The organism is Pseudomonas sp. v388 (assembly GCF_003935425.1).
Classification (GTDB): domain Bacteria; phylum Pseudomonadota; class Gammaproteobacteria; order Pseudomonadales; family Pseudomonadaceae; genus Aquipseudomonas.
In genome coordinates, this window is the sequence record NZ_RHQN01000002.1 from 313,754 (window position 1) to 335,164 (window position 21,411).

Annotated in this window: 24 protein-coding genes and 1 other RNA gene; 14 read left to right on the forward strand and 11 right to left on the reverse strand. The window is 60.8% G+C overall.

The genetic code is table 11. The features are described 5' to 3' along the window. Nucleotides 1–48 precede the first annotated feature (48 nt). The gene (locus EGJ27_RS05625; protein ID WP_125829745.1) at nt 49–717 is read left to right on the forward strand and encodes a gamma-glutamylcyclotransferase; all 669 of its coding nucleotides are present in this window, start codon (nt 49–51) and stop codon (nt 715–717) included. Nucleotide 718: 1 nt separating this feature from the next. On the opposite strand, the gene glpT is transcribed toward EGJ27_RS05625, so the two are convergent. After that, a complete protein-coding gene (glpT, locus tag EGJ27_RS05630) occupies nt 719–2,068 on the reverse strand; it encodes a glycerol-3-phosphate transporter (RefSeq protein WP_125829746.1) in 1,350 nt (449 codons plus the stop codon). Between the two features lie 300 nt (nt 2,069–2,368). On the opposite strand from glpT, the gene EGJ27_RS05635 reads away from it, so the two are divergent. Both EGJ27_RS05635 and EGJ27_RS05640 read left to right on the forward strand, forming a co-directional pair. Beyond that, complete coding sequence (locus tag EGJ27_RS05635; protein WP_125829747.1) at nt 2,369–2,620, forward strand: hypothetical protein; 252 nt, start codon at nt 2,369–2,371, stop codon at nt 2,618–2,620. Continuing rightward, nucleotides 2,621–3,265, forward strand: coding sequence for an energy transducer TonB (locus EGJ27_RS05640; protein WP_125829748.1), 645 nt, complete (start codon nt 2,621–2,623; stop codon nt 3,263–3,265). Nucleotides 3,266–3,409: 144 nt separating this feature from the next. On the opposite strand, the gene EGJ27_RS05645 is transcribed toward EGJ27_RS05640, so the two are convergent. Then, a complete protein-coding gene (locus EGJ27_RS05645) occupies nt 3,410–4,390 on the reverse strand; it encodes an NADPH:quinone oxidoreductase family protein (protein ID WP_125829749.1) in 981 nt (326 codons plus the stop codon). Nucleotides 4,391–4,522: 132 nt separating this feature from the next. Between EGJ27_RS05645 and EGJ27_RS05650 the strand changes: the two genes are divergently transcribed. Next, nucleotides 4,523–4,930 carry a flagellar basal body-associated protein FliL gene (locus EGJ27_RS05650; protein ID WP_125829750.1) on the forward strand — a complete coding sequence of 136 codons (408 nt, stop codon included), beginning with the start codon at nt 4,523–4,525 and terminating at the stop codon, nt 4,928–4,930. A 7-nt stretch (nt 4,931–4,937) separates the two neighbouring features. Here the strand turns inward: EGJ27_RS05650 and EGJ27_RS05655 are convergent, their stop codons facing one another. Further along, nucleotides 4,938–5,387: an EVE domain-containing protein gene (locus EGJ27_RS05655; protein ID WP_125829751.1), complete on the reverse strand. Its 450-nt coding sequence runs from the start codon at nt 5,385–5,387 to the stop codon at nt 4,938–4,940. 192 nt (nt 5,388–5,579) lie between these two features. Here EGJ27_RS05655 and EGJ27_RS05660 point away from each other — a divergent pair, with 192 nt between their 5' ends. Next, nucleotides 5,580–5,732 (forward strand): hypothetical protein, encoded by a 153-nt coding sequence (locus EGJ27_RS05660; RefSeq protein ID WP_125829752.1) that lies wholly within the window; start codon nt 5,580–5,582, stop codon nt 5,730–5,732. A 42-nt stretch (nt 5,733–5,774) separates the two neighbouring features. Here EGJ27_RS05660 and EGJ27_RS05665 read toward each other — a convergent pair whose 3' ends face one another. From EGJ27_RS05665 to EGJ27_RS05680, 4 genes are all read right to left on the reverse strand, one after another. Next, nucleotides 5,775–6,377 (reverse strand): 5-formyltetrahydrofolate cyclo-ligase, encoded by a 603-nt coding sequence (locus tag EGJ27_RS05665; RefSeq protein ID WP_125829753.1) that lies wholly within the window; start codon nt 6,375–6,377, stop codon nt 5,775–5,777. Between the two features lie 91 nt (nt 6,378–6,468). Beyond that, nucleotides 6,469–6,647, reverse strand: a non-coding RNA gene (gene ssrS, locus EGJ27_RS05670) — 6S RNA. 30 nt (nt 6,648–6,677) lie between these two features. Continuing rightward, nucleotides 6,678–7,007 (reverse strand): cell division protein ZapA, encoded by a 330-nt coding sequence (locus EGJ27_RS05675; protein ID WP_125829754.1) that lies wholly within the window; start codon nt 7,005–7,007, stop codon nt 6,678–6,680. After that, nucleotides 7,004–7,213 carry a TIGR02449 family protein gene (locus EGJ27_RS05680; protein ID WP_125829755.1) on the reverse strand — a complete coding sequence of 70 codons (210 nt, stop codon included), beginning with the start codon at nt 7,211–7,213 and terminating at the stop codon, nt 7,004–7,006. The genes EGJ27_RS05675 and EGJ27_RS05680 overlap by 4 nt, the downstream gene beginning before the upstream one ends. Before the next feature lie 150 nt (nt 7,214–7,363). Here EGJ27_RS05680 and EGJ27_RS05685 point away from each other — a divergent pair, with 150 nt between their 5' ends. The 8 genes from EGJ27_RS05685 (at nt 7,364) to gcvH (ending at nt 16,440) form a co-directional block, all read left to right on the forward strand. Beyond that, on the forward strand, nt 7,364–7,918 hold the full coding sequence (locus tag EGJ27_RS05685) for a YecA family protein (RefSeq protein ID WP_125829756.1): 555 nt from the start codon (nt 7,364–7,366) through the stop codon (nt 7,916–7,918). Between the two features lie 73 nt (nt 7,919–7,991). Beyond that, complete coding sequence (gene pepP / locus EGJ27_RS05690; RefSeq protein ID WP_125829757.1) at nt 7,992–9,326, forward strand: Xaa-Pro aminopeptidase; 1,335 nt, start codon at nt 7,992–7,994, stop codon at nt 9,324–9,326. After that, nucleotides 9,323–10,510, forward strand: coding sequence for a 2-octaprenyl-6-methoxyphenyl hydroxylase (gene ubiH / locus EGJ27_RS05695; RefSeq protein WP_125829758.1), 1,188 nt, complete (start codon nt 9,323–9,325; stop codon nt 10,508–10,510). Before pepP ends, ubiH begins: the two co-directional genes overlap by 4 nt. Before the next feature lie 34 nt (nt 10,511–10,544). Beyond that, nucleotides 10,545–11,765, forward strand: coding sequence for a 2-octaprenyl-3-methyl-6-methoxy-1,4-benzoquinol hydroxylase (locus EGJ27_RS05700; RefSeq protein ID WP_125829759.1), 1,221 nt, complete (start codon nt 10,545–10,547; stop codon nt 11,763–11,765). Between the two features lie 239 nt (nt 11,766–12,004). Then, nucleotides 12,005–13,006: an extracellular solute-binding protein gene (locus EGJ27_RS05705; RefSeq protein WP_125829760.1), complete on the forward strand. Its 1,002-nt coding sequence runs from the start codon at nt 12,005–12,007 to the stop codon at nt 13,004–13,006. 149 nt (nt 13,007–13,155) lie between these two features. Beyond that, a complete protein-coding gene (locus EGJ27_RS05710; protein WP_125829761.1) occupies nt 13,156–14,772 on the forward strand; it encodes an iron ABC transporter permease in 1,617 nt (538 codons plus the stop codon). A 154-nt stretch (nt 14,773–14,926) separates the two neighbouring features. After that, nucleotides 14,927–16,009, forward strand: a complete 1,083-nt coding sequence (gene gcvT, locus EGJ27_RS05715) for a glycine cleavage system aminomethyltransferase GcvT (protein ID WP_125829762.1) — start codon at nt 14,927–14,929, stop codon at nt 16,007–16,009. 44 nt (nt 16,010–16,053) lie between these two features. Beyond that, nucleotides 16,054–16,440, forward strand: coding sequence for a glycine cleavage system protein GcvH (gene gcvH / locus EGJ27_RS05720; protein ID WP_125829763.1), 387 nt, complete (start codon nt 16,054–16,056; stop codon nt 16,438–16,440). Nucleotides 16,441–16,492: 52 nt separating this feature from the next. Here the strand turns inward: gcvH and EGJ27_RS05725 are convergent, their stop codons facing one another. The 3 genes from EGJ27_RS05725 to EGJ27_RS05740 form a co-directional block, all read right to left on the reverse strand. Then, on the reverse strand, nt 16,493–16,813 hold the full coding sequence (locus EGJ27_RS05725) for a DUF2388 domain-containing protein (protein ID WP_125829764.1): 321 nt from the start codon (nt 16,811–16,813) through the stop codon (nt 16,493–16,495). A 210-nt stretch (nt 16,814–17,023) separates the two neighbouring features. Further along, nucleotides 17,024–18,808 (reverse strand): GspE/PulE family protein, encoded by a 1,785-nt coding sequence (locus tag EGJ27_RS05735; RefSeq protein ID WP_125829766.1) that lies wholly within the window; start codon nt 18,806–18,808, stop codon nt 17,024–17,026. A gap of 107 nt (nt 18,809–18,915) precedes the next feature. Continuing rightward, nucleotides 18,916–19,260: a hypothetical protein gene (locus tag EGJ27_RS05740; protein ID WP_125829767.1), complete on the reverse strand. Its 345-nt coding sequence runs from the start codon at nt 19,258–19,260 to the stop codon at nt 18,916–18,918. 126 nt (nt 19,261–19,386) lie between these two features. Between EGJ27_RS05740 and EGJ27_RS05745 the strand changes: the two genes are divergently transcribed. Beyond that, the gene (locus tag EGJ27_RS05745) at nt 19,387–19,857 is read left to right on the forward strand and encodes an Lrp/AsnC family transcriptional regulator (RefSeq protein ID WP_125829768.1); all 471 of its coding nucleotides are present in this window, start codon (nt 19,387–19,389) and stop codon (nt 19,855–19,857) included. Nucleotides 19,858–19,931: 74 nt separating this feature from the next. Here EGJ27_RS05745 and EGJ27_RS05750 read toward each other — a convergent pair whose 3' ends face one another. Next, nucleotides 19,932–21,299: an inorganic triphosphatase gene (locus tag EGJ27_RS05750; RefSeq protein WP_177522939.1), complete on the reverse strand. Its 1,368-nt coding sequence runs from the start codon at nt 21,297–21,299 to the stop codon at nt 19,932–19,934. Nucleotides 21,300–21,411 lie beyond the last annotated feature (112 nt).

Consider the following 21,411-nt stretch of genomic DNA (forward strand, 5'->3'; position numbering starts at 1 on the left):
TGCCATCGTGGGTCGGCAACTTCTGGCAGCCTGCTGTCAGGGAGGCAAATGGAAAGTCCCATCAATGAACTGGCGGTCGCCGTACACGACGGCCTTGGCCTGACCTATCCGCCGGCCATCGATCTTGGTCCGCAGCTGACTCGCGAACAGTTGCTGGCCTCAATGAGCGCCACCATGCAAGCTCACAAGGGCGGGCCTGTGTGGCTATTCGCTTACGGCTCGCTGATCTGGCGCCCTGAATGCACGGCGGTCGAACGCCAGCGTGGCCGGGTGCATGGCTATCACCGCGGCCTGTACCTGTGGTCCCACGAGCATCGCGGTACGCCCGAAGCACCGGGTCTGGTATTCGGGCTGGATCGCGGTGGTTCCTGCACCGGATTCGCTTATCGCCTGCCGGATGACGATCTCGAACAGTCCCTGCTCGCCCTGTGGCAACGGGAGATGCCGTACCCCTCTTATCGGCCACACTGGCTCAGTTGCAGGCTGGCCGACGGCAGGCAGGTTCAGGCATTGGGTTTTGTGCTTGAGCGGCATTTGCCCAGCTATGCGGGGAACCTGCCTGACAGCGTGCTCAGCCAGGTACTGGCCAACGCGTGTGGGCGGTACGGAACCACCCTCGATTACGTGGAACAGACCGCCAACGCCCTGCGTAGCCACGCCATGCCAGACCTGAATCTGGAGGCGCGGCTCAAACGCTGCTGGGCGGCGACGGCCTGAATCAGGCCTCGGCGACGCGAGAGCGGCTGGCGACTTGCTTGTGGCCCAGCGTCGGGGCCAGGAACGCCATTGCCAGGATGCATGCACCGATCAGCAGCACGAAGCCGCCGTCCCAGCCGAAATGGTCAACCGTGTAGCCCATTGCCGCGCTGGCAGCCACCGAGCCGCCCAGATAACCGAACAGGCCGGTAAAGCCCGCAGCCGTGCCGGCCGCTTTCTTCGGCGCCAGCTCCAGTGCCTGCAGACCAATCAACATGACCGGCCCATAGATCAGGAAGCCGATGGAAACCAGAGCGATCATGTCCACTGTCGGATTGCCTTCGGGGTTGAGCCAGTACACCAGCGTGGCGATGGTCACCAGGAACATGAACACCATGCCGGTCAGGCCGCGATTGCCCTTGAAGATCTTGTCCGACATCCAGCCGCACAGCAGCGTGCCGGGAATGCCTGCCCACTCGTACAGGAAATAGGCCCACGAGGTCTTGTCGACCGTAAAGTGCTTGGCTTCCTTCAGGTAGGTCGGCGCCCAGTCCAGCACGCCATAGCGCAGCAGATACACGAACACGTTCGCCATGGCGATGTACCACAGCAGCTTGTTGCGCAGCACGTACTTGACGAAGATTTCCTTGGCGCTGAATTCTTCTTCATGGCTCGCGTTGTAGCCTTCCGGGTAATCGTTCTTGTAATGCTCGATAGGTGGCAAGCCCATCGACTGCGGCGTATCGCGCATGGTTGCGAATGCGAACACCGCGACCAGCAGCGCCACGGCCGCCGGCACGTAGAATGCTGCATGCCAGTCGTTGAACAGGCCCATGCCCAGCAGGAACAGCGGGCCAATCAGGCCGCCACCCACGTTGTGCGCCACGTTCCACACCGACACCACGCCGCCGCGCTCTTTCTGCGACCACCAGTGAACCATGGTTCGCCCGCTCGGCGGCCAGCCCATGCCTTGCGCCCAGCCGTTGATAAACAACAGCACGAACATGATGGTGACGCTCGACGTCGCCCAAGGCGCGAATCCGAAGATAAACATCACCCCGGCAGACACCAGCAAGCCGAACGGCAGGAAGTAACGCGGGTTGGAACGGTCCGACACCAGCCCCATCAGGAACTTCGACAACCCGTAGGCAATCGCGATAGCCGACATCGCCACACCCAGCTGACCACGGGTATAGCCCTCTTCGATCAGATAAGGCATGGCCAGGGAGAAGTTCTTGCGCAGCAGGTAGTAACCGGCATAGCCGATGAAAATACCGGCGAAGATCTGCCAGCGCAGGCGGCGGTAAGTGCTATCGACCTTTTCTTCAGGCAAGGGTGCCTGATGCTTGGCGGGACGGAAAAACGCAAACATGTGTACGCTCCGGATTATTATTGTGGTGTGCGGAAGCGAATATTACATTTTCGTTACAGAAAAAAGCAGGCCGTTTGTAGGAAATGTGCACTGGTGCGTGTTGTTTTATGAACGACCTTGCACAAACCTCGCCCGCCACGGCCGGCGCTGATCATCATTTCGTTATGTTCATTTGCGCGAATGATTTTACGAATGCTCCTACGCTTCAGCAGGATGTCATCACCTTATCGACCCGAGACAGCCTCCTTACCATTGCGTCCACTGCACCAGCTGGTGCCTGCGTGGTAGTGGAGGAAAGAGATGAAATGGTTCGTGTGGATGTCCACGAAGCTTGTGACGCTGTGTGCCATGGCCGCGCAACGGTTGCTGGTTCCGATGTTTACCCCCAGCCGCACTGTTGTCGCCTCGCAGCATGTCGCCGGGACCCTGCCGGCGATGCCGGGAATCGTCAAAGGCTGCGAACGGCATCCGGAGCTGCGTTACGGTGATTTCTTGCCAGCATGGATAAGGGCGCTGAGCTTGAGTGCGGTTGAGCCAGGGGAGGGAATCTGAATGGCCAGGCTGCTCACTTTTCTGCTCATCGGATTTTGCATTGCGGATGTTGTGCAGGCGACCGGCAGTTACCCGGTGCCACGCTATATGCCCATGGAGGATTACCCGAAAGAGCTACGCGGTACCTCTGCCAAAGGCAATGTCACCGTACGGATTTTTATCCAGGCCGACGGTAACGTGCGTTTCCGCGAAGTCGTCAGCGCGACAGATCCACGATTCATCGAGGCGGCCAGGAAGTCCGTCGAGCAATGGCAATTCGAACCATGGACGCCGCCAGCTTCCAGTCCAGAAGGCGAGACGGTGAAAGTAACCATCTCTTACACCGGCAAACCAGAGAAGGGGTTTGGCCTGGCCAGCAATTTCGAACTAAAGTCGGTGCGCTGCCATCAGCTCAATGCGCAGGTGCAGCGAAGTCGGGATGCATGGGAAATAAGGAGAGCGGATAAAGAATTGAAAATCCTCACAGAAACAGAGCATTTTCTAAGTAGCAACGCGGTCATTTCTCAGTTTCTCCCGCTCGCGGAGCGCGACGCACTGGTCAGCGAGTTTATCAGGGCAACGCCATACGTCATTGAACAGTGCAAAAAACACCCAACACGCAAATATGCAGACTTTCTGCCGCCGAGCGTTAAGCAGTATCTGTAGTGGCTAGGCGCGTAACAGCAGGGCTTGTCTATCTGTTCCACGCGGGCGAGAAGGGTTGAAATTGCTGCTGGGTGTAATCAGAGATTCTGGGCTTTGATTCCATTTATGGTATTCCTCACTGAGTAAGGGGCAAGACCCCGATATTTACTTTTTTGTGGTAATTACCACTTTCCCCACAGCCTTTCTCGCCTTCAGCGACTCAATAGCCGCCCCAGCCTGTTCCAGGGAATAAACCTTCGAGACCAACGGTCTCGCCCTTCCTTCTTCAAACCAGGTAAACAACTGTGCAAAGTTGGCCGCATTGTCTTCCGGCTGGCGTTGGGCGAAGGCGCCCCAGAAGACGCCGAGTACCGCTGCGCCTTTGAGCAACGCAAGGTTGACCGGAAGCTCCGGAATGCGTCCGCTGGCAAAGCCGATGACCAGCAAACGGCCGTTCCATGCGATGGCGCGCATGGCTTCGTCGAAAAGATCGCCGCCAACCGGGTCGAAGATCACATTGGCACCGTTGCCATCCGTCAGGCGTTTCACTTCGTCCTTTAGGCTGGTTTCGGAGTAGTTGACCAGTTCGTCGGCGCCGGCATTTCTGGCCACTGCAAGTTTCTCGGCTGAGCTGGCAGCGGCAATCACGCGAGCGCCCATGGCCTTGCCGATTTCCACGGCGGCCAGACCAACGCCGCCAGAGGCGCCGAGCACCAACAAGGTTTCTCCGCCCTGCAAACCGGCACGCTGTTTGAGCGCGTGCATGGCGGTGCCGTAAGTCATGCTGAAGGCCGCTGCCGCCTGGAAGTCCATGCCTGGCGGGATCGGTAGTACGTTGTAGGCCGGCACGGCGACCTGTTCGGCGAACGCGCCCCAGCCGGTGAGCGCCATGACCCGGTCGCCGGGCTTGAATGCCTTGACCTTGTCACCCACTGCCGCAACGACGCCGGCGGCCTCGCCACCCGGGGAAAAGGGGAACGGCGGTTTGAACTGGTATTTGCCTTCGATGATCAAGGTGTCCGGAAAGTTGACCCCGGCCGCATGAACGTCTAGCAGAATTTCGTTGCCCTTGATCACCGGGCTGGCGATGTCTTCGATCACCAGCGTGTCGGCGCTACCAAACGCTTTGCAAAGCACGGCTTTCATCGAGGCTATTCCTTTTCCATTGATGGCCGATAAAGTCGGGTATGTACGTTCAGGCGTCAATCAGCATGCCCTGACCTGATGAACGCTTATAAGCGCTAAGCTATGCGCGGTAATGAATTGAAGGAGTGGACTGTGAAAGCGTGGATCCTGATGTTGTTGGCCTTGTCACTGCCTGCCGTGGCGCAAGCTGAAGAAGCGAAGGAAGAAGGTCCGCCCAAGGCGGCCTATGTGTCGCTGACGCCACCTTTCGTGGGGAACTACGCCCTGGACGGTGGCCCGAAGCTGCGTGTCTACAAGGCTGACATTGCGCTGCGCGTGACAGGTGCCGAAGCCGAAGCGGCCGTGAAGCGCAACGACGCTTTGATCCGCAACCAGCTGGTGGCGCTGTTCACTCAGCAGACGGTCGATACGATGAGCACTGCCGAGGCGAAGGAAAAAATTCGCCAGGAAGCGCTCAAGCAGGTCCAGCAGGTCATGAACACCGAAGAAGGCAAGCCGGTCGTCGAGGATCTGCTGTTCAACAACTTCATCGTTCAGTAACAGGCGATCAACGCAGTGCCAGGATCGCCGTCCATTGTTCGGCGGTCACCGGCATGACCGATAGGCGGCTGCCTTTCTGCACCAGTGGCAGTTGCTCCAGCGCGGCCTGTTGCTTGAGGTAGCCCAGGCTCAGGACTTTGCCAAAGTATTCCACGAACGCTACGTCAATGGCGCTCCATGGGTTCTTGTCGGCGTTGGCTTTAGGGTCATGGTAATGACTTTGTGGATCGAGCGCGGTGGGGTCGGGATAGGCTGCACGGCTGATTTTACCAATACCTGCGATACCGGGTTCCGGGCAACTTGAGTGGTAGAAAAAGAACTCGTCGCCCACGGCCATCTCGCGCAGAAAATTGCGCGCCTGATAGTTGCGCACGCCGTCCCAGCGCGCGTTGCCCAGGCGTTGTAAATCGCTGACCGAGAACTCGTCAGGTTCGGACTTCATCAGCCAATAGGCCATTGCTGCATCTCCAGAAACTCAAGGAATTCGATTTGTCGAGGCTTTCATGACAAACCGACGGTCGGTTGGCGCCAATATTTGCGTACTGGTTCACGTTGTCGCAAAATGCCGCCATTTTAGGCACCCCACAACTGCGCGGCCTCTTACAAACCGATGTTTACATCGTATTGATTTGCCGAAGGAGGGCAATCGATGAAACGCAAGCCGGATTTACTTTGGATTTTGGTTGTACTGTTTGGCTTGGGTGTTGTGACGACCGGTTACGCGCAGAGCCTGTGGGCCAACAAGGCCGATGCGCCTGTTGAGATCGTTCAGCAGCAACAGAAAGTGCCAGGCCGCCACTGATTTTCCAGCGATGATCGTGTCCCGGCACGATCATCCCGCGCTTCAGGACAGGTACCAGCGCTTGTCCGACACCGTGCCCGTCAACGGCACGTCCCAACTGGCCTGAGCCAGTCGTTCGACCTTCTGGCATTCATGGGCCAGCCCCAGCAGTGTCGGTGTTTTCCAGAATTTTCTTCGCGAGCGGTAGGCCAGGCTTCGGTCATAGAAACCGCCGCCCATTCCCAGCCTTCCGCCTTCGTCATCGAACCCTACCAACGGCATCAGAATCAGGTCCAGTGCCCAGATCTTGCGCTGTCTGGCACGGTCGAAACGCGGCTCGGGAATGCGGAAACGATTGGGCCGAAATTTCTCTCCCGGCCGAACACGCTGGAACACCATGCGGGTGCGCGGCCAGGCATTGAGCACTGGCAGATAAGTCGCCTTGCCTCGGCGCTGAGCGGCACGCAGCAGCAGGCGCGGGTCGATTTCACCGTCCATGGGCAAGTACAGCGAGACGTGGCGGGCACGGCGAAAGACCGGGTGCTGAGCCAGCTGGCGGTACAGACCGCGGGCCGCTGCGCGTTGCTGGCTGGGGCTCAATGCGCGACGCGCGATGCGAAGCTTGCGACGCAATTGCGCGCGTGTGAGCGGCGGGGCGCTGGTCATGAACGAAAGGTCATGCAGGCTGATCCATGAGGCAGGAAACCGGAGGCTGGATCGTCATTGCCGGACAGCATGCCGGCAATGAATTGAATGAGGACTCCCCGACGAACCGCTGTCGGTGTAGCCCTTGAACCCGAAAGTTCAAGGTGGAGATTGCAGGAGGTTTTAAGGCTTTCCGTCGAGCGGACATGCACACCAACCCCAACGTGCAACCCCCGTGGTTGTGCGTATCGGCTCAGGGACATGACCGACTGGCAAGCACTCCAGGGAGCGGCGCAAGTATACCGAAACGGTCTGAAATAATCAGCCCCGGGTTGAATCCGGTGTGCCGGGAGTGTCCGTGGCCAGCACCAGATCGACTTTTTCCAGCAGGTCGCGGACTTGCTCGCGTGTCGATCCGCTGGTCTGTACGTCAGGTACGCTCTGCTTGTGCAGCAGATCGTGAGTAATGTTCAGAGCGGCCATGACCGCGATGCGATCGGCGCCGATGACCTTGCCGCTGCTGCGGATTTCACGCATCTTGCCGTCGAGGTAGCGCGCCGCGCTCACCAGGTTGGTGCGTTCTTCCTGAGGGCAGATGATCGAGTATTCCTTGTCGAGGATCTGAACGGTGACGCTGTTGCCATTGCTCATGAGTCTTGCTCCAGGGCTTTAAGGCGCGAAATCATGGTCTCGACCTTTTGCCGGGCGATTTCGTTCTTTTCAATGAGGTGGGCGCGTTCCTCGCGCCAGGATTTTTCCTGAGCTAATAGGAGTGCGTTTTGGCTTTTAAGTTGCTCTGTGTGCTTCAACAGCAACTCCAGCCGGTTCATCAGCGCTTGCAGATCGGTGTCTTCCATTGTTTTCCACTGAATACTTTCTGATGAATGGCAGAGGAGCCACCTTACACCACAGCCTCCGACCGCCCCCATTGGTGATCTTGTCGCGCGGATAGTCTAGGATACAAGGCCTTCATTCTAGACATTGCGCCGTTTGGCGACTAGCTGCCCATGCCCATTCAGAATTCCCCGTATAAAGCATTTGCGACCCTGCTCAACAGCAGCGGTCATCCCGTTTCCCCTGCCGAACTGCACGGTCTGTTGCTGGGCCGCAGTTGCGCCGGTGCCGGCTTCGACAACGAAGGCTGGTTCGCCGATGCGTCGGTACTGCTGGAAACCGAGCCGCAGGACAACGTTCGTCAGGCACTGATCGGCCTGCAGGAAATGGTCAAGGGCGAACTCACCAGCGACGACATGACCGTCGTGCTGTTGCTGCCGGGCGATGACGAATCGCTGACCGACCGCGCCGCGGCGCTGGGTCAATGGTGCCAGGGCTTCCTGTCCGGCTTTGGTCTGGCAGCGGGCGACAAGGTGATGAGCATCGAGGCGACCGAAGTCCTGCAGGATCTGGCAGCTATCGCTCAGGTACAGGATGCGCTGGAAGAATCCGAAGACGGCGAATCCGACTATATGGAAGTCATGGAGTACCTGCGCGTCGCTCCGCTGCTGCTGTTCACCGAGTTCAACAAGCCTGAAGCACCGCAACCCAAGCCTTCGCTGCACTGATCTCTGTCCCTGCGAAACGGCCAGGCGCAGCCGCGCGCTGGCCCATGCGCTGCACAAGGAATAACGCCTGCCCATGATCCGTATCCCGAAGTCCGAATACGCCCGGCGACGCAAGGCCTTGATGGCCCAGATGGAGCCCAACAGCATCGCCATTCTTCCGGCCGCTGCTGTTGCGATTCGCAATCGGGATGTCGAGCATGTGTACCGCCAGGACAGCGATTTCCAGTACATGAGCGGCTTTCCCGAGCCGGAAGCCGTGGTGGTACTGATTCCCGGGCGCGAGCACGGCGAATACGTGCTGTTCTGCCGCGAGCGCAATGCCGAGCGTGAGCTGTGGGACGGCCTGCGCGCCGGGCAGGAAGGCGCGATACGTGACTACGGCGCCGACGATGCCTTTCCGATCAACGACATCGACGACATTCTGCCGGGGCTGATCGAAGGCCGTGACCGGGTGTATTCGGCCATGGGCAGCAATCCCGAGTTCGACCGGCACCTGATGGAGTGGATCAACGTCATCCGCTCCAAGGCGCACCTGGGCGCGCAGCCGCCGAATGAATACGTTGCGCTGGACCATCTGCTGCACGACATGCGCCTGTATAAATCGGCGGCGGAAGTGAAGGTCATGCGTGAAGCGGCGCAGATCTCGGCACGTGCCCATGTGCGGGCCATGCAGGCCAGCCGTGCCGGGCTGCACGAATTCAGCCTGGAGGCCGAGCTCGATTACGAGTTTCGCAAGGGCGGCGCGAAGATGCCGGCCTACGGCTCCATCGTTGCTTCCGGTCGCAACACCTGCATCCTGCACTACCAGGAAAACGACGCGCCGCTCAAGGACGGGGATCTGGTGCTGATCGACGCCGGTTGCGAGATCGACTGCTACGCCAGCGACATCACCCGCACCTTCCCCGTGAATGGTCGGTTTTCGCCAGAGCAGAAAGCGATCTACGAGCTGGTGCTCGAGGCGCAGCAGGCTGCCTTCCAGGCCATCGGGCCAGGCAAGCACTGGAACCAGGCGCACGAGGCGACGGTCCAGGTTATAACCGCCGGGTTGGTGAAGCTGGGGCTGTTGCAGGGCGATGTGAATCAGCTGATCGAAGCCGAGGCCTACAAGGCTTACTACATGCACCGCGCCGGTCATTGGCTGGGCATGGATGTGCATGACGTCGGCGAATACAAGGTCGGCGGCGAGTGGCGTGTGCTTGAGGTCGGCATGGCGCTGACTGTGGAGCCTGGCATTTATATTTCCCCGGACGACCACAACGTCGCAAAGAAATGGCGAGGTATTGGCGTGCGAATCGAAGACGACGTGGTCGTGACCAGGAGCGGGTGTGAAATCCTGTCGGGTGACGTGCCCAAGACCGTCAGCGAAATCGAGGCGTTGATGGCCGCCGCACGAGAAGAGGCAGCATGAGTCGTTTCAACATTGCGATTGTCGGCGGCGGCCTGGTGGGCGCCAGCCTTGCGCTTTCCCTGCAGGCCGGCGCCAAGGCGCGTGGCTGGAAAATCGTGCTCATCGAGCCCTTCGCCCCCGGCGATAGCTGGCAGCCCAGTTATGACGCACGCTCGTCGGCGCTGTCGTTCGGTGCCCGGCGCATCTACGAACGGCTCGGCCTGTGGCAGCAGATTTCCCGACGCGCCGAGCCGATCATGCAGATTCAGGTTTCGGATCGCGGCCGTTTCGGCGCCACACGTCTGTCGGCGCTGGAAGAGGGCGTGCCGGCGCTGGGTTACGTGGTGGAAAACGCCTGGCTCGGCCAATGTCTGTGGGCAGGACTGGACCATGAAGTCATCAGCTGGCGCGTTCCTGCTGAAGTCCGCAGCATGCAGGCCCTGGCCGACGGTTATCGCCTGAAGCTCAATGATGACACCGAGCTGGAATGCGACCTGGCTATTCTCGCCGACGGCGGTCGCTCCAGCCTTCGCGAACAGTTGGGCATTGCCGTGCGCCAGCAGCCCTACGACCAGAGTGCGTTGATCGCGAACATTACCCCAGGCGAAGCCCATTGCGGCCAAGCATTCGAGCGTTTCACCGAAGAGGGGCCGATGGCGCTGCTGCCATTGCCGGAAAACCGCTGCGCGCTGGTCTGGACTCGGACCGGCAATGACACCAAACGCCTTGCCGCGCTGGATGACCGCAGTTTTCTCAACGAATTGCAGGGCGTGTTCGGCTATCGCCTGGGCACCTTGCGTCAGGTCGGCGCCCGGCATGTTTACCCGCTGGCACTGATTGAAGCCGAAGAACAGGTGCGCTCGCATCTGGTCATCCTCGGTAACGCTGCCCATAGCCTCCACCCCATCGCGGGCCAAGGGTTCAACCTGTCCCTGCGCGACGCCGACGCACTGGCTGATACCCTGCTCGACAGCGAGGCGCCGTTGGGTGATCTGGCTGTTCTGCTGGCCTACCGCGACCGCCAGCGCCTGGATCAGCAGCTTACTGTTGGCTTTTCCGACAAGGTGACGCGTCTGTTCGGCAGCAAGCAGTCGGTCATCGCTACCGGCCGCAACCTCGGACTGCTCGGCCTTGACCTGCTGCCTCCCGCCAAGCGCTGGTTTGCCAGGCAGGCCATGGGGCTGGGTACCCGTCCTGATGTCTGACGCCTTGACCCTTTCTTCACGAGATCGAATTAGCATGGAAACACGCGCAGATGTGTTGATCGTCGGAGCCGGTATGGTCGGCAGCGCCCTTGCCCTGGCTTTGCAAGGCAGTGGCCTGGATGTGTTGGTGCTCGACGGCGGCTCGCTGAGCGTCAAGCCCTTCGACCCGCAGTCCGCTTTCGAGCCGCGAGTCAGCGCGCTATCGGCTGCCAGTCAGCGCATCCTGGAACGGCTCGATGTCTGGGAAGGGATTGCTGCGCGCCGCGTCAGTCCTTACGGGCAAATGCACGTGTGGGACGGCAGCGGCACCGGGCAGATTCACTTTTCCGCCTCCAGCGTGCATGCCGACGTGCTGGGGCACATCGTTGAGAACCGGGTCGTGCAGGACGCACTGCTCGACCGTCTGCATGACAGCGATATCGGCCTGCTGGGCAATGCGCGGCTGGAACAGATGCGCCATTCCGGCGACGACTGGCTGCTGACCATGGCCGATGGTCGCCAATTCCGGGCGCCGCTGGTGGTGGCTGCCGATGGTGCAAATTCCGCGGTGCGCCGGCTGACCGGCACGCCCACGCGGGAGTGGGATTACATGCACCACGCCATCGTCACCAGCGTGCGTTGCACTGATTCGCACAAACGCACCGCCTGGCAGCGCTTCACGGACGACGGCCCACTGGCGTTTCTGCCGCTGGAGCGCGGCGGCGAGCATTGGTGCTCGATCGTCTGGTCGGTCACGCCGCTACAGGCCGAACGCTTGATGGCTTTGGACGATGAGTCGTTCTGTCGAGCACTGGAACAGGCTTTCGAAGGACAGCTTGGGCAGGTCGTGTCGGCCGATTCCCGGCTGTGCGTACCGCTGCGGCAACGCCACGCCAAACGCTACGTCGCCAAAGGTCTGGCATTGATCGGTGACGCCGCGCATACCATTCACCCGCTGGCCGGCCAGGGTGTGAACCTGGGCTTCCTCGATGCTGCGGTGCTGGCCGAGGTGTTGCGCCATGCAGCCGAACGGGGCGAGAACCTGTCCGATACGCGCGTCCTGAGCCGCTACGAACGCCGCCGCATGCCGCACAACCTGGCGTTGATGGCCGCGATGGAAGGCTTCGAGCGCCTGTTCCAGGCCGACCGCCTGCCGCTGCGCTGGTTGCGTAACACCGGGCTGAAGGTCGTCAACCGGATGCCCGAAGCCAAGGCGCTGTTCGTGCGCGAGGCGTTGGGCTTGTCCGGCGAGTTGCCAGAGCTGGCGCGCATCTAATAGGTAGCAACTGTCTTGCGCTTACCTGAGGGAGGCAGCTTGCTGGCGACTGCGGTGCGCCAGTCGCTGACGCGGAATCAAGTATGTCGCAGTCGTGAGCAAGCCCTCCCAAGTACAAGCTACGCAGTACAGTATGCGGGTCCGCAACATCCTGTAACGTCTAAAGGCCCTCACTGATTGAGATAGCAAATGGGATTCACTACCATTTCGCCTCATTTTGCGAATGCGAGAGACTTCCCATGCAGGCAAGCAAGCGACTTCTGGCTGCTTTGACACTGACCGTTCTGGGTAGCACCGCTCAGGCAGCCGACGAGGTCGTGGTGTATTCGTCTCGAGTCGATGAGCTGATCAAACCGGTGTTCGACGCGTATACCGCCAAGACCGGGGTGAAGATCAAGTTCATCACCGACAAGGAAGCGCCCTTGATGCAGCGCATCAAGGCTGAAGGCGAGAACGCTACCGCCGACCTGCTGCTGACCGTCGACGCCGGCAACCTCTGGCAGGCCGAGCAGATGGGCATTCTCCAGCCGTTCATTACGCCGGTGATCGAAGCCAACATTCCGCCGCAGTATCGTTCTTCGACCCAAGGCTGGACCGGCCTGAGCCTGCGTGCCCGGACCATCGCCTATTCGACTGACCGCGTACAGCCTGCGGAACTGACCACTTACGAGGCGCTGGCCGACAAGAACTGGGAAGGGCGGCTGTGCCTGCGTACCGGCAAGAAGGTCTACAACCAGTCGCTGACCGCGACCTTGATCGAAACCCACGGCGCAGAAGCGTCGGAGAAGATTCTCAAGGGCTGGGTGAACAACCTGTCCACCGATGTGTTCTCCGATGATATCGCGGTGCTGGAGGCGATCAATGCCGGGCAATGCGACGTCGGCATCGTCAACTCCTATTACTACGGCCGGCTGCACAAGCAGAACCCCGAGCTGGCGGTGAAGCTGTTCTGGCCTAATCAGGCTGACCGTGGCGTACACGTCAACCTGTCCGGCATCGGCCTGACCAGATACGCCCCGCATCCCGAGGCCGCCAAGGCGCTGGTCGAGTGGATGACCGGCCCGGACGCGCAGAAGATCTTCTCCGGCGTCAATCAGGAATTCCCGGCCAACCCGAAGGTTGCGCCTTCGGAGGAAGTGGCAAGCTGGGGTTCGTTCAAGGCCGATACCATTCCGGTCGAAGTGGCAGGCAAGCGCCAGGCCGAAGCCATACGCATGATGGATCGCGCAGGCTGGAATTGATCTAATACTTGCCTTGCTCCTTGCAGGGGCGGACATGTCCGCGAAGACTGATATACAGCCGCCGCATATGCTGTGCCTGTTCCGCTTCTTCGCCGACACGTCCGCTCCCGCAGGCCATCGTTACTCTTTCCTGAACCGAGCTTCTCTCCTTGGCCCATCCCGCCCAACGCCGCTGGTACCCTCTGGTTTTCGCCATCGCCGCGTTGGTGCTGCTGCCGCTGAGCGTGCTGCTGCTGTCGTGGGAGTCCATCGACCGGGAAATCTGGTCGCACTTGCTCGACACGCAGATGCCTCGCCTGCTGGGCAACACCCTGACGCTGCTGGCAGGCGTGGGCATTGGCGTTACCTTGCTGGGCGTGAGCCTGGCGTGGCTGACCAGCCTGTGTGAATTCCCCGGCCGACGCTGGCTGGACTGGGCGTTGATGCTGCCCTTTGCGATTCCGGCTTATGTGCTGGCTTTCGTCTTCGTTGGCTTGCTCGACTTCTCCGGCCCGGTGCAGAGCCTGATGCGCGAATGGTTCGGCACCGGCTTGCGGCTGCCGCGAGTCCGCTCCACCGGTGGCGTGATTCTGGTGCTGGTGCTGGTCTTTTACCCTTACGTTTATCTGCTGGCGCGCACGGCGTTCCTCGCGCAAGGCAAGGGCTTGATGGAAGCTGCGCGGGTCCTGGGTCAATCGCCGCTGCAAGCGTTCTGGCGGGTCGCACTGCCCATGGCGCGTCCGGCCATCGGGGCCGGTGTGGCGCTGGCGCTGATGGAGACGCTGGCCGACTTCGGCGCTGTATCGGTGTTCAACTTCGACACCTTTACCACCGCCATCTACAAGACCTGGTACGGATTCTTCAGCCTTTCCAGTGCCGCACAACTGGCCAGCCTGTTGCTGTTGGCGGTCATGGTGGTGCTGTATGGCGAGCGGCGGGCGCGGGGCGCCAGCCGTCCGGCCACCGAGCGGCCACGCAGCAAAGCGCTTTACCACCTGCATGGCATCAAGGCGCTGGCCGCGACTTTCTGGTGTGGGCTGGTGTTTGCCTGCGCGTTCGTAGTACCGGTGTTGCAGTTGATCGTGTGGGTCTGGCAACGCGGCCGCTTCGATCTGGATGAACGCTACACCGGCCTGATCCTGCACACGCTGTACCTGGGGGGCATGGCCGCGCTGATCACCGTCAGCGTCGCGCTGATCCTGGCGTTTGCGCGACGCATGGCGCCTACGCCGGCGATTCGTTCCGGTGTCAGCATCGCCAACCTGGGCTACGCACTACCCGGTTCGGTGCTGGCGGTATCGATCATGCTGGCGTTCAGTTACCTGGACCGGGAGCTGGTCATTCCGCTGTCCGGCTGGTTCGGTGGTGCGGGCAAGCCACTGTTGCTGGGCAGCCTTTCGGCGCTGGTGCTGGCGTATCTGGTGCGTTTCATTGCGGTGGCCTATGGGCCGCTGGAAAACAGTCTGGCGCGGATCAGGCCGTCATTGCCCGAAGCTGCACGTAGCCTGGGTGTCAGTGGGCCCAAGTTGTTTTTCAAGGTGTATCTGCCGTTGCTGGTGCCGGGCGCGTTGAGCGCGGCGCTATTAGTGTTTGTCGATGTGCTCAAGGAAATGCCGGCCACCTTGCTGATGCGTCCGTTCGGATGGGACACGCTGGCGGTACGAATCTTCGAGATGACCAGTGAAGGCGAGTGGGCGCGAGCCGCATTACCGGCCCTGACGCTGGTGTTGGTCGGCCTGCTGCCGGTCATCGGTTTGATCCGGCGTTCTGCCCGTCAGATTGGTTAGGTGCGTGGCCCACACCGTGCGGCTACAATGCGCCGCAATCGGTGCGGTCTGTCAGATCATTCGATGAGCTGTCATGTGCTGCAAACCCCGAGTCACGGGGGCTTGTCGGACATTTGCCGGTCCGCACCTTCGCCACGCCCGGAAGGAGAAACCCATGGGACAGCGTACCCCCCTCTTTGACCTGCACCTCGCGCTGGGCGCGAAGCTGGTTGATTTTGGTGGCTGGGACATGCCGTTGCATTATGGATCGCAGGTCGAGGAGCACCATCAAGTGCGTCGCGATTGCGGTGTGTTCGACGTCTCTCACATGCGTGTGATCGATGTGATGGGCAGCCAGGCCAAGGCCTGGCTTCGCTACCTGCTCGCCAACGATGTCGATCGCCTCAAGAATGTCGGGCGCGCTTTATACAGCGCCATGCTGGACTTCAGCGGCGGCATCATTGACGACATGATCGTCTACCTTACCCACGCCGGTTATCGGCTGGTCGTCAACGCCGCCACCGGCGCCAAGGACCTGGCGTGGATGCAGTCCCGTCTGGCCGGGTTCGACGTACAGCTCGTCCCCCGCGATGAAATGGCCATGCTGGCGATCCAGGGTCCGCAAGCCCGCAACAAGATCGCCGAGCTGGTCAGCAGCTCGCGCGCCGAACTGATTCGCCAGCTCAAGCCGTTCGAAGGCCATGACGACGGCGAATGGTTCATCGCCCGCACCGGCTATACCGGTGAAGACGGCCTGGAGATCATGCTGCCCGCCGATCAGGCACCGAGTTTCTTCAACGACCTGGTCGGCGCGGGCATCTCGCCCATCGGCCTGGGCGCCCGCGACACGCTGCGACTGGAGGCCGGCATGAACCTGTACGGCCAGGACATCGATGAGAGCGTGTCGCCGCTGGTGTCCAACATCGCCTGGTCGGTGGCCTGGGAACCGGTCGAGCGCGACTTCATCGGGCGCGCCGCCTTGCAGTCTGAGCGCGACCAGGGCGTGGCCTCCAAACTGGTCGGCCTGGTGCTCGAAGAACGGGGTGTTCTGCGGGCGCGTCAGGTGGTGCGGATCGCAGAAATTGGCGAAGGGGAGATCACCAGTGGTAGTTTCTCACCTACGCTAAGCAAATCGATTGCCCTGGCACGTGTGCCGATGGCGACGGCTGACCGGGCCGAAGTGGAGATCCGCGGCAAATGGTATCCCGTTCGGGTCGTGCAGCCGGCGTTCGTGCGCCACGGCAAGGTCCTTATCTAACCTATATGGCGGCTTTCCGCTGACTCGATCTAGAGGATGATTACATGAGCAATATTCCCGCCGAACTGCGTTTCGCCGAAAGCCATGAATGGGCACGTCTGGAGTCTGATGGCACCGTGACCGTCGGTATCTCCGATCACGCGCAGGAAGCACTGGGCGATGTGGTGTTCGTCGAGCTGCCGGAAGTCGGCAAGGTGTTCGCGGCTGGCGATACGGCTGGTGTCGTGGAATCCGTCAAGGCGGCGTCCGATATCTATTCGCCGATTGCCGGTGAGGTGATCGCGGCCAACGAAGCGCTGGGCGATGGTCCTGAATTGCTCAACAGCACGCCTTACGACGCTTGGATCTTCAAGCTCAAGCCGTCCGACGCGACAGGCGATCTGGCCAGACTGCTGGATGCCGCCGGTTACAAGAGCGCCATTGGCGAGTAAACCGCATGCAAAAAAATGCCGCTCGATGGAGCGGCTTTTTTTTGCGCGGAATTTACTGGTTTTCGGCCACCAGATTCTTGTCCAGGATGGCGTTGGCCAGTTCCATGTCCGTCGCCTTCAGGCCCGGATTGTCCTGACGAACCTGCTGGATGGCCGCTTCCAGGAACGGACCGCGAATCCCGCCTTCGCTGGCAACGAAACTGCCGGCATCATCCTGAGCTGCAACGATCAGCTTGTGATCCTTGAACGTGAGATAGGTCGAGCCGGTGGTGGCACCCGAGGAAATCACATTACGCCAGAAACTGTCAGCCATCGCTGAACCGACTGGAAGAGACAGCAAGGCTAACGTGGCTACAGCGAACTTGAGACGCATGGTGAGTACTCCAACTGTGGTTATTCTGAGCAGTTGGATAGCCATAGCGCCAGAGTAGTTCAATCGGCCCTGTGAGGGTGTCCCCTGTAGCAACTGTCTTGCGATGACCTGTGGGAGGCAGCTTGCTGGCGACTGCAGTGTGTCAGTCACTGATGCGCGGGCAGGTATGTCGCAGTCGCGAGCAAGCTCCCTCCCACGGGGGGCAGATAATCAGCGCTGCTCGCTCTGCGGCGTGACCCGCAACACTTCCTCCAGCGTCGTCAGGCCCGCCGAGACCTTCTGTGCGCCTGACAGGCGCAGACTGCGCATGCCTTCCTTGAAGGCCTGACGCCGCATCGCGGTCAGGTCCAGGTCGGCAGAGATGAGCGCCTTGACGTTGTCCGACATCAGCATGATTTCGTAGACGCCGGCACGGCCCCGGTAGCCGGTGTCGCGGCATTCCACGCAGCCGACGGCCTGGTGCGCACCTGCCGGCACCGGCGCCTGCCACGGACGGGTCAGTGTTTGCCAGTCGGTTTCATTGAGATTGATCGGCGCCTTGCAGTGCGGGCACAAGGTGCGCACCAGGCGCTGGGCCATGACACCCAGGATGGTCGCCTTGAGCAGATAATGCGGCACGCCCAGTTCCAGCATGCGGCTGATGGCGCTGGGCGCATCGTTAGTGTGCAGCGTCGAGAGCACAAGGTGGCCGGTCAGCGCGGCCTGAATCGCCATTTCGGCGGTCTCCAGGTCACGAATCTCGCCGATCATGATGATATCCGGATCCTGTCGCATCAGCGCCCGCACGCCGCTGGCGAAGTTGAGGTCGATGTTGTGCTGCACCTGCATCTGGTTGAACGCCGGTTCCACCATTTCGATCGGGTCTTCAATGGTGCAGAGGTTGACCTCCGAGGTCGCCAGTTTCTTGAGCGTGGTGTACAGCGTGGTGGTCTTGCCTGACCCCGTGGGGCCGGTGACCAGAATGATGCCGTTGGGCTGGCGGGTCATTTCCTGCCAGCGCCGCAGGTCATCGCTGGAAAAACCCAGCTGGTCGAAGTTCTTGAGCAGCACCTCCGGATCGAAGATCCGCATGACCATCTTTTCCCCGAACGCGGTGGGGAGGGTCGAAAGCCTCAGCTCCACTTCGCCGCCGTCCGGCGTGCTGGTCTTGACCCGGCCATCCTGCGGCTTGCGCTTCTCGGCCACGTTCATCCGGCCCAGGCTCTTGAGGCGACTGACGACAGCCATCACCACCTGGGGCGGGAACTGGTAGACATTGTGCAGCACTCCGTCGATCCGGAAGCGCACCGTGCCCTGCTCGCGGCGCGGCTCGATATGGATGTCGCTGGCGCGCTGCTGGAACGCGTACTGGAACAGCCAGTCCACGATATTGACGATATGTGCGTCGTTGGCGTCGGGCTCCTGGTCGCTGGCGCCCAACTTGAGCAACTGTTCGAAGTTGCCCATGTTGCTGGTTTTCTGTTCGGTGGAGCTGGCGCCGCTGACGGACTTGGCGAGCCTGAAGAACTCCACCGCCACGCGCTGGATATCCACCGGGTTGGCGACCACACGCTTGATCGGCAATTTCAGCACATGGGCAAGGTCCGCTTCCCACGAGCGCACGTAGGGCTGGGCGCTGGCGATGGTGACCGATTCGCGGTCGACGGCAACGGCCAGAATCTTGTGGCGCTGCGCAAAGGCGTAGGACATCAGTGGCGTCACCGCCGTGACGTTGATCTTCAATGGGTCGATGCGCATGTAGGGCTGGTCGCACTGCCGGGCCAGCCAGGCGGTGAGGGTTTCCAGATCCAGCCGCTTGCCGGGACGCTTGAGATCGTCGAATTGCAGGGTTGCCAGAAATTCCAGCGGATGCAGCTGAATGTTGGCCGCACTACGGCGCTGGGTCAGGGCTGTCTCGGCATCGTCCTGGCCGAGATAACCCTGGGCGACCAGATCGCGTAGCAAATCGTTGAGATCCAGCCAGCGATCCTGTGAAGAGGGGGCGAGAACTGCCATGCGCGCTCCTTGGACATTTCATCTTCAGTCGATGAGCAAGAGTAGCGTCCGGGCAGGGCGATGCAGATTTCGCTGTGTGACCGCTGGTTTCGAGGCTTAGCGAGATTTCAGCCGGCTGCCAGGACGACGTGGTGTTGTAGGTCGACTGCGTTGAACTGCGTCAGTTCTACCGAACTTACGTCGATGAGGTTGCGCATTTTTTCGCCAATCACCTGCGCACGATGCCAGCTCAGGCCGTCGATTGCCACGTCGATTGTCAGCAAGTCGTTCTCGCGTCTCACCTCGATTGCCGTTGGCACCAGATATTGCAGGGCAAACAGATTCAACACCTGACACAGCAAGGCAGGTTCGGCGTACGCCAAAATCCGATAGTTGGCACCGCAATGGAGGGCATTGGCTGACCATGCATCGGCACGATGGGCGGGGGTATTCACGGCTTCGAGAGTAGACATGCTCAGGTCTCCTGATCTGTGGAGAAAAGCTTTACATGCGGGAAAAGAAATTTCTGACCCAAGTTGGATTGGATTAAGCTGATCACGACTACTTAATGCGCAGCTGCGCCCAGGCGAGAATTGATTATGCAAAGCGAGCTGGACAGTTATGACCGCAGGATACTGGCGTTGCTGCAGGAAGACGCTTCCTTGTCGAGCGCCCAGATCGCCGAGCAGGTCGGGCTGTCGCAGTCGCCATGCTGGCGGCGCATTCAGCGGCTGAAAGACGAAGGGGTCATTCGCCGTCAGGTCACGTTGCTGGATCGCAAGAAAATCGGGCTCAACACGCAGATATTCGCCGAGGTAAAACTCAACGCCCACGGCCGTTCCAACTTCACCGAATTCACCGAAGCGATTCGCGGTTTTCCCGAAGTGTTGGAATGTTACGTGTTGATGGGATCGGTGGATTTTCTGCTGCGCATCGTCACGCCCGACATCGAGGCGTATGAGCGATTCTTCTTTGAAAAGCTCTCGCTGGTGCCGGGGATTCAGGAGGTGAATTCGACCGTGGCGCTTTCCGAGATCAAGTCGACGACGAGTTTGCCGTTAGGAAAATAGCCCGGCGTTTGCCGGGCCTTTTCGCCAGCAAGCTGGCGAAGACTAACCTTCAGGCGCCGAAGACGGCAGGTTCATTACAAACGCAGCAGCTGCTTCCATACCCGGCTCTGGAACACAGTCAGGGCCTGTTGCACGCGCGCGTCGAGGACTTCGTCGCTGATGTTCTGATTGGCCAGTTCCTGCAGCTTGTTCAGCTCGCCGTACAAGCGATCCAGGTCCGGCAGCTCCAGCGCGCCGCGTGCCCAGTGCAGCCAGACCTGCATACGCTCGATACGCGGCAGCTGTTCGGCCAGATCTTCCGGCTGCTGCTGATAGCGACCCAATTGCAGCGCAGTGGCCTCTTCGGCCAGCAGACGCGGCAACCAGCTGTACAGCAAAGCCGCGCCCTGGCGATTGCCGCGATTGTTGCGCTCGACGGTCCAGCTTCGCTCCAGCAGCCAGCGCGACGTGTTCAACGAGAACTCGCCCCAGCGCGTGTCCTGCAGTTCTTCGAGGAATTGCTCATGCGCAGCACTGCGCACGTCGGCGTCTTCCTGGCCGGCCTGGACCAGCGGGCGCCAGTCTTCCAACAGAACGTCCAGCGCAGTGCGCAATTGCGCGGTCGAGGCGCGCGGTGCGGCCTGGCCCAGGCTGCTGGTCAGCGAGCGCAGTTCGCCGAGCAAGTCGACCCAATCCTGCAACAGGCGCCAGTGGCCGTTGAAACGGTATTGTTCAGCCAGACGCTGACTGCTGCCCAACAAATGCCAGGCCAGCGCCGCGAAGGCGTCGTCCAGTGGCGTTTCGGCGGTCAGCTCAGGGGCCGGCAGGCTCAGGGAATAACTGCCGGCGTCCAGCAGGCGGTAGCCGCGCTCGGCCTTGCTGATATCGCACGGCATCAGCGGCAGCGTCGCGGCCAGTTCGGCAGCCAGTTCCAGCAGAGCGGCCGGCTCGCCTTCGCGCAGCTCAAGCTCCAGCTCGCAGATTTCTTCCTTCTGCTTGCCCGCGACCACGTTGCCCAGGTCCAGCGCGGCTTCGATCACCACCTTGGCCTTGCCGCGACCCCAGGAAATCTCCGCCTTCTCGCGCACGAAATCAGTGCTGAACAGCGGCTTGATGGTCTTCTTGTCCAGGTCCGCCAGTTGCTCGGGCCAGCACTCGCCGTCGAGCTTCTTGAGGTCCAGCTTGGCCTTGGGCAGGTCCCAGTTGTATTCGTTGCGCTCGGACAGCCCGGCCACGCTTTGCCCGCGGGTCTTCATGGTCTGGATGATCTGGTCGCCGTCACGACGAATGCGCAGGGCGACCTTGGCCTGGGCCAGTTCGCGCTCCGGCGTGTCGAAATACTGGTTCGACAGCTCATGGCGCTCCCAGCCACTTTTGTTGCGCTTCTTGAGCAACGGGTGTTCGCGCAATGCAGCGAGGGTCTCGCGGCTGACGCGGAGTTTGATTTCTGTTTCTTTTTGCATGGCCGGGGGAATCCAAACGCTGATGCTGATAACGGGAGCGCAGCCCATGGGTGAACGGGCGCGAAGGCCGCCAGTGTACAGGACATGGCCGGTAACGGTTTATTCCTGGGTC

Coding starts and splice junctions, on each gene's coding strand:
- EGJ27_RS05625 (WP_125829745.1), top strand. CDS start 49: ATGGAAAGTCCCATCAATGAACTGGCGGTCGCCGTACACGACGGCCTT.
- glpT (WP_125829746.1), bottom strand. CDS start 2,068: ATGTTTGCGTTTTTCCGTCCCGCCAAGCATCAGGCACCCTTGCCTGAA.
- EGJ27_RS05635 (WP_125829747.1), top strand. CDS start 2,369: ATGAAATGGTTCGTGTGGATGTCCACGAAGCTTGTGACGCTGTGTGCC.
- EGJ27_RS05640 (WP_125829748.1), top strand. CDS start 2,621: ATGGCCAGGCTGCTCACTTTTCTGCTCATCGGATTTTGCATTGCGGAT.
- EGJ27_RS05645 (WP_125829749.1), bottom strand. CDS start 4,390: ATGAAAGCCGTGCTTTGCAAAGCGTTTGGTAGCGCCGACACGCTGGTG.
- EGJ27_RS05655 (WP_125829751.1), bottom strand. CDS start 5,387: ATGGCCTATTGGCTGATGAAGTCCGAACCTGACGAGTTCTCGGTCAGC.
- EGJ27_RS05660 (WP_125829752.1), top strand. CDS start 5,580: ATGAAACGCAAGCCGGATTTACTTTGGATTTTGGTTGTACTGTTTGGC.
- EGJ27_RS05665 (WP_125829753.1), bottom strand. CDS start 6,377: ATGACCAGCGCCCCGCCGCTCACACGCGCGCAATTGCGTCGCAAGCTT.
- EGJ27_RS05675 (WP_125829754.1), bottom strand. CDS start 7,007: ATGAGCAATGGCAACAGCGTCACCGTTCAGATCCTCGACAAGGAATAC.
- EGJ27_RS05680 (WP_125829755.1), bottom strand. CDS start 7,213: ATGGAAGACACCGATCTGCAAGCGCTGATGAACCGGCTGGAGTTGCTG.
- EGJ27_RS05685 (WP_125829756.1), top strand. CDS start 7,364: ATGCCCATTCAGAATTCCCCGTATAAAGCATTTGCGACCCTGCTCAAC.
- pepP (WP_125829757.1), top strand. CDS start 7,992: ATGATCCGTATCCCGAAGTCCGAATACGCCCGGCGACGCAAGGCCTTG.
- ubiH (WP_125829758.1), top strand. CDS start 9,323: ATGAGTCGTTTCAACATTGCGATTGTCGGCGGCGGCCTGGTGGGCGCC.
- EGJ27_RS05700 (WP_125829759.1), top strand. CDS start 10,545: ATGGAAACACGCGCAGATGTGTTGATCGTCGGAGCCGGTATGGTCGGC.
- EGJ27_RS05705 (WP_125829760.1), top strand. CDS start 12,005: ATGCAGGCAAGCAAGCGACTTCTGGCTGCTTTGACACTGACCGTTCTG.
- gcvT (WP_125829762.1), top strand. CDS start 14,927: ATGGGACAGCGTACCCCCCTCTTTGACCTGCACCTCGCGCTGGGCGCG.
- gcvH (WP_125829763.1), top strand. CDS start 16,054: ATGAGCAATATTCCCGCCGAACTGCGTTTCGCCGAAAGCCATGAATGG.
- EGJ27_RS05725 (WP_125829764.1), bottom strand. CDS start 16,813: ATGCGTCTCAAGTTCGCTGTAGCCACGTTAGCCTTGCTGTCTCTTCCA.
- EGJ27_RS05735 (WP_125829766.1), bottom strand. CDS start 18,808: ATGGCAGTTCTCGCCCCCTCTTCACAGGATCGCTGGCTGGATCTCAAC.
- EGJ27_RS05740 (WP_125829767.1), bottom strand. CDS start 19,260: ATGTCTACTCTCGAAGCCGTGAATACCCCCGCCCATCGTGCCGATGCA.
- EGJ27_RS05745 (WP_125829768.1), top strand. CDS start 19,387: ATGCAAAGCGAGCTGGACAGTTATGACCGCAGGATACTGGCGTTGCTG.
- EGJ27_RS05750 (WP_177522939.1), bottom strand. CDS start 21,299: ATGCAAAAAGAAACAGAAATCAAACTCCGCGTCAGCCGCGAGACCCTC.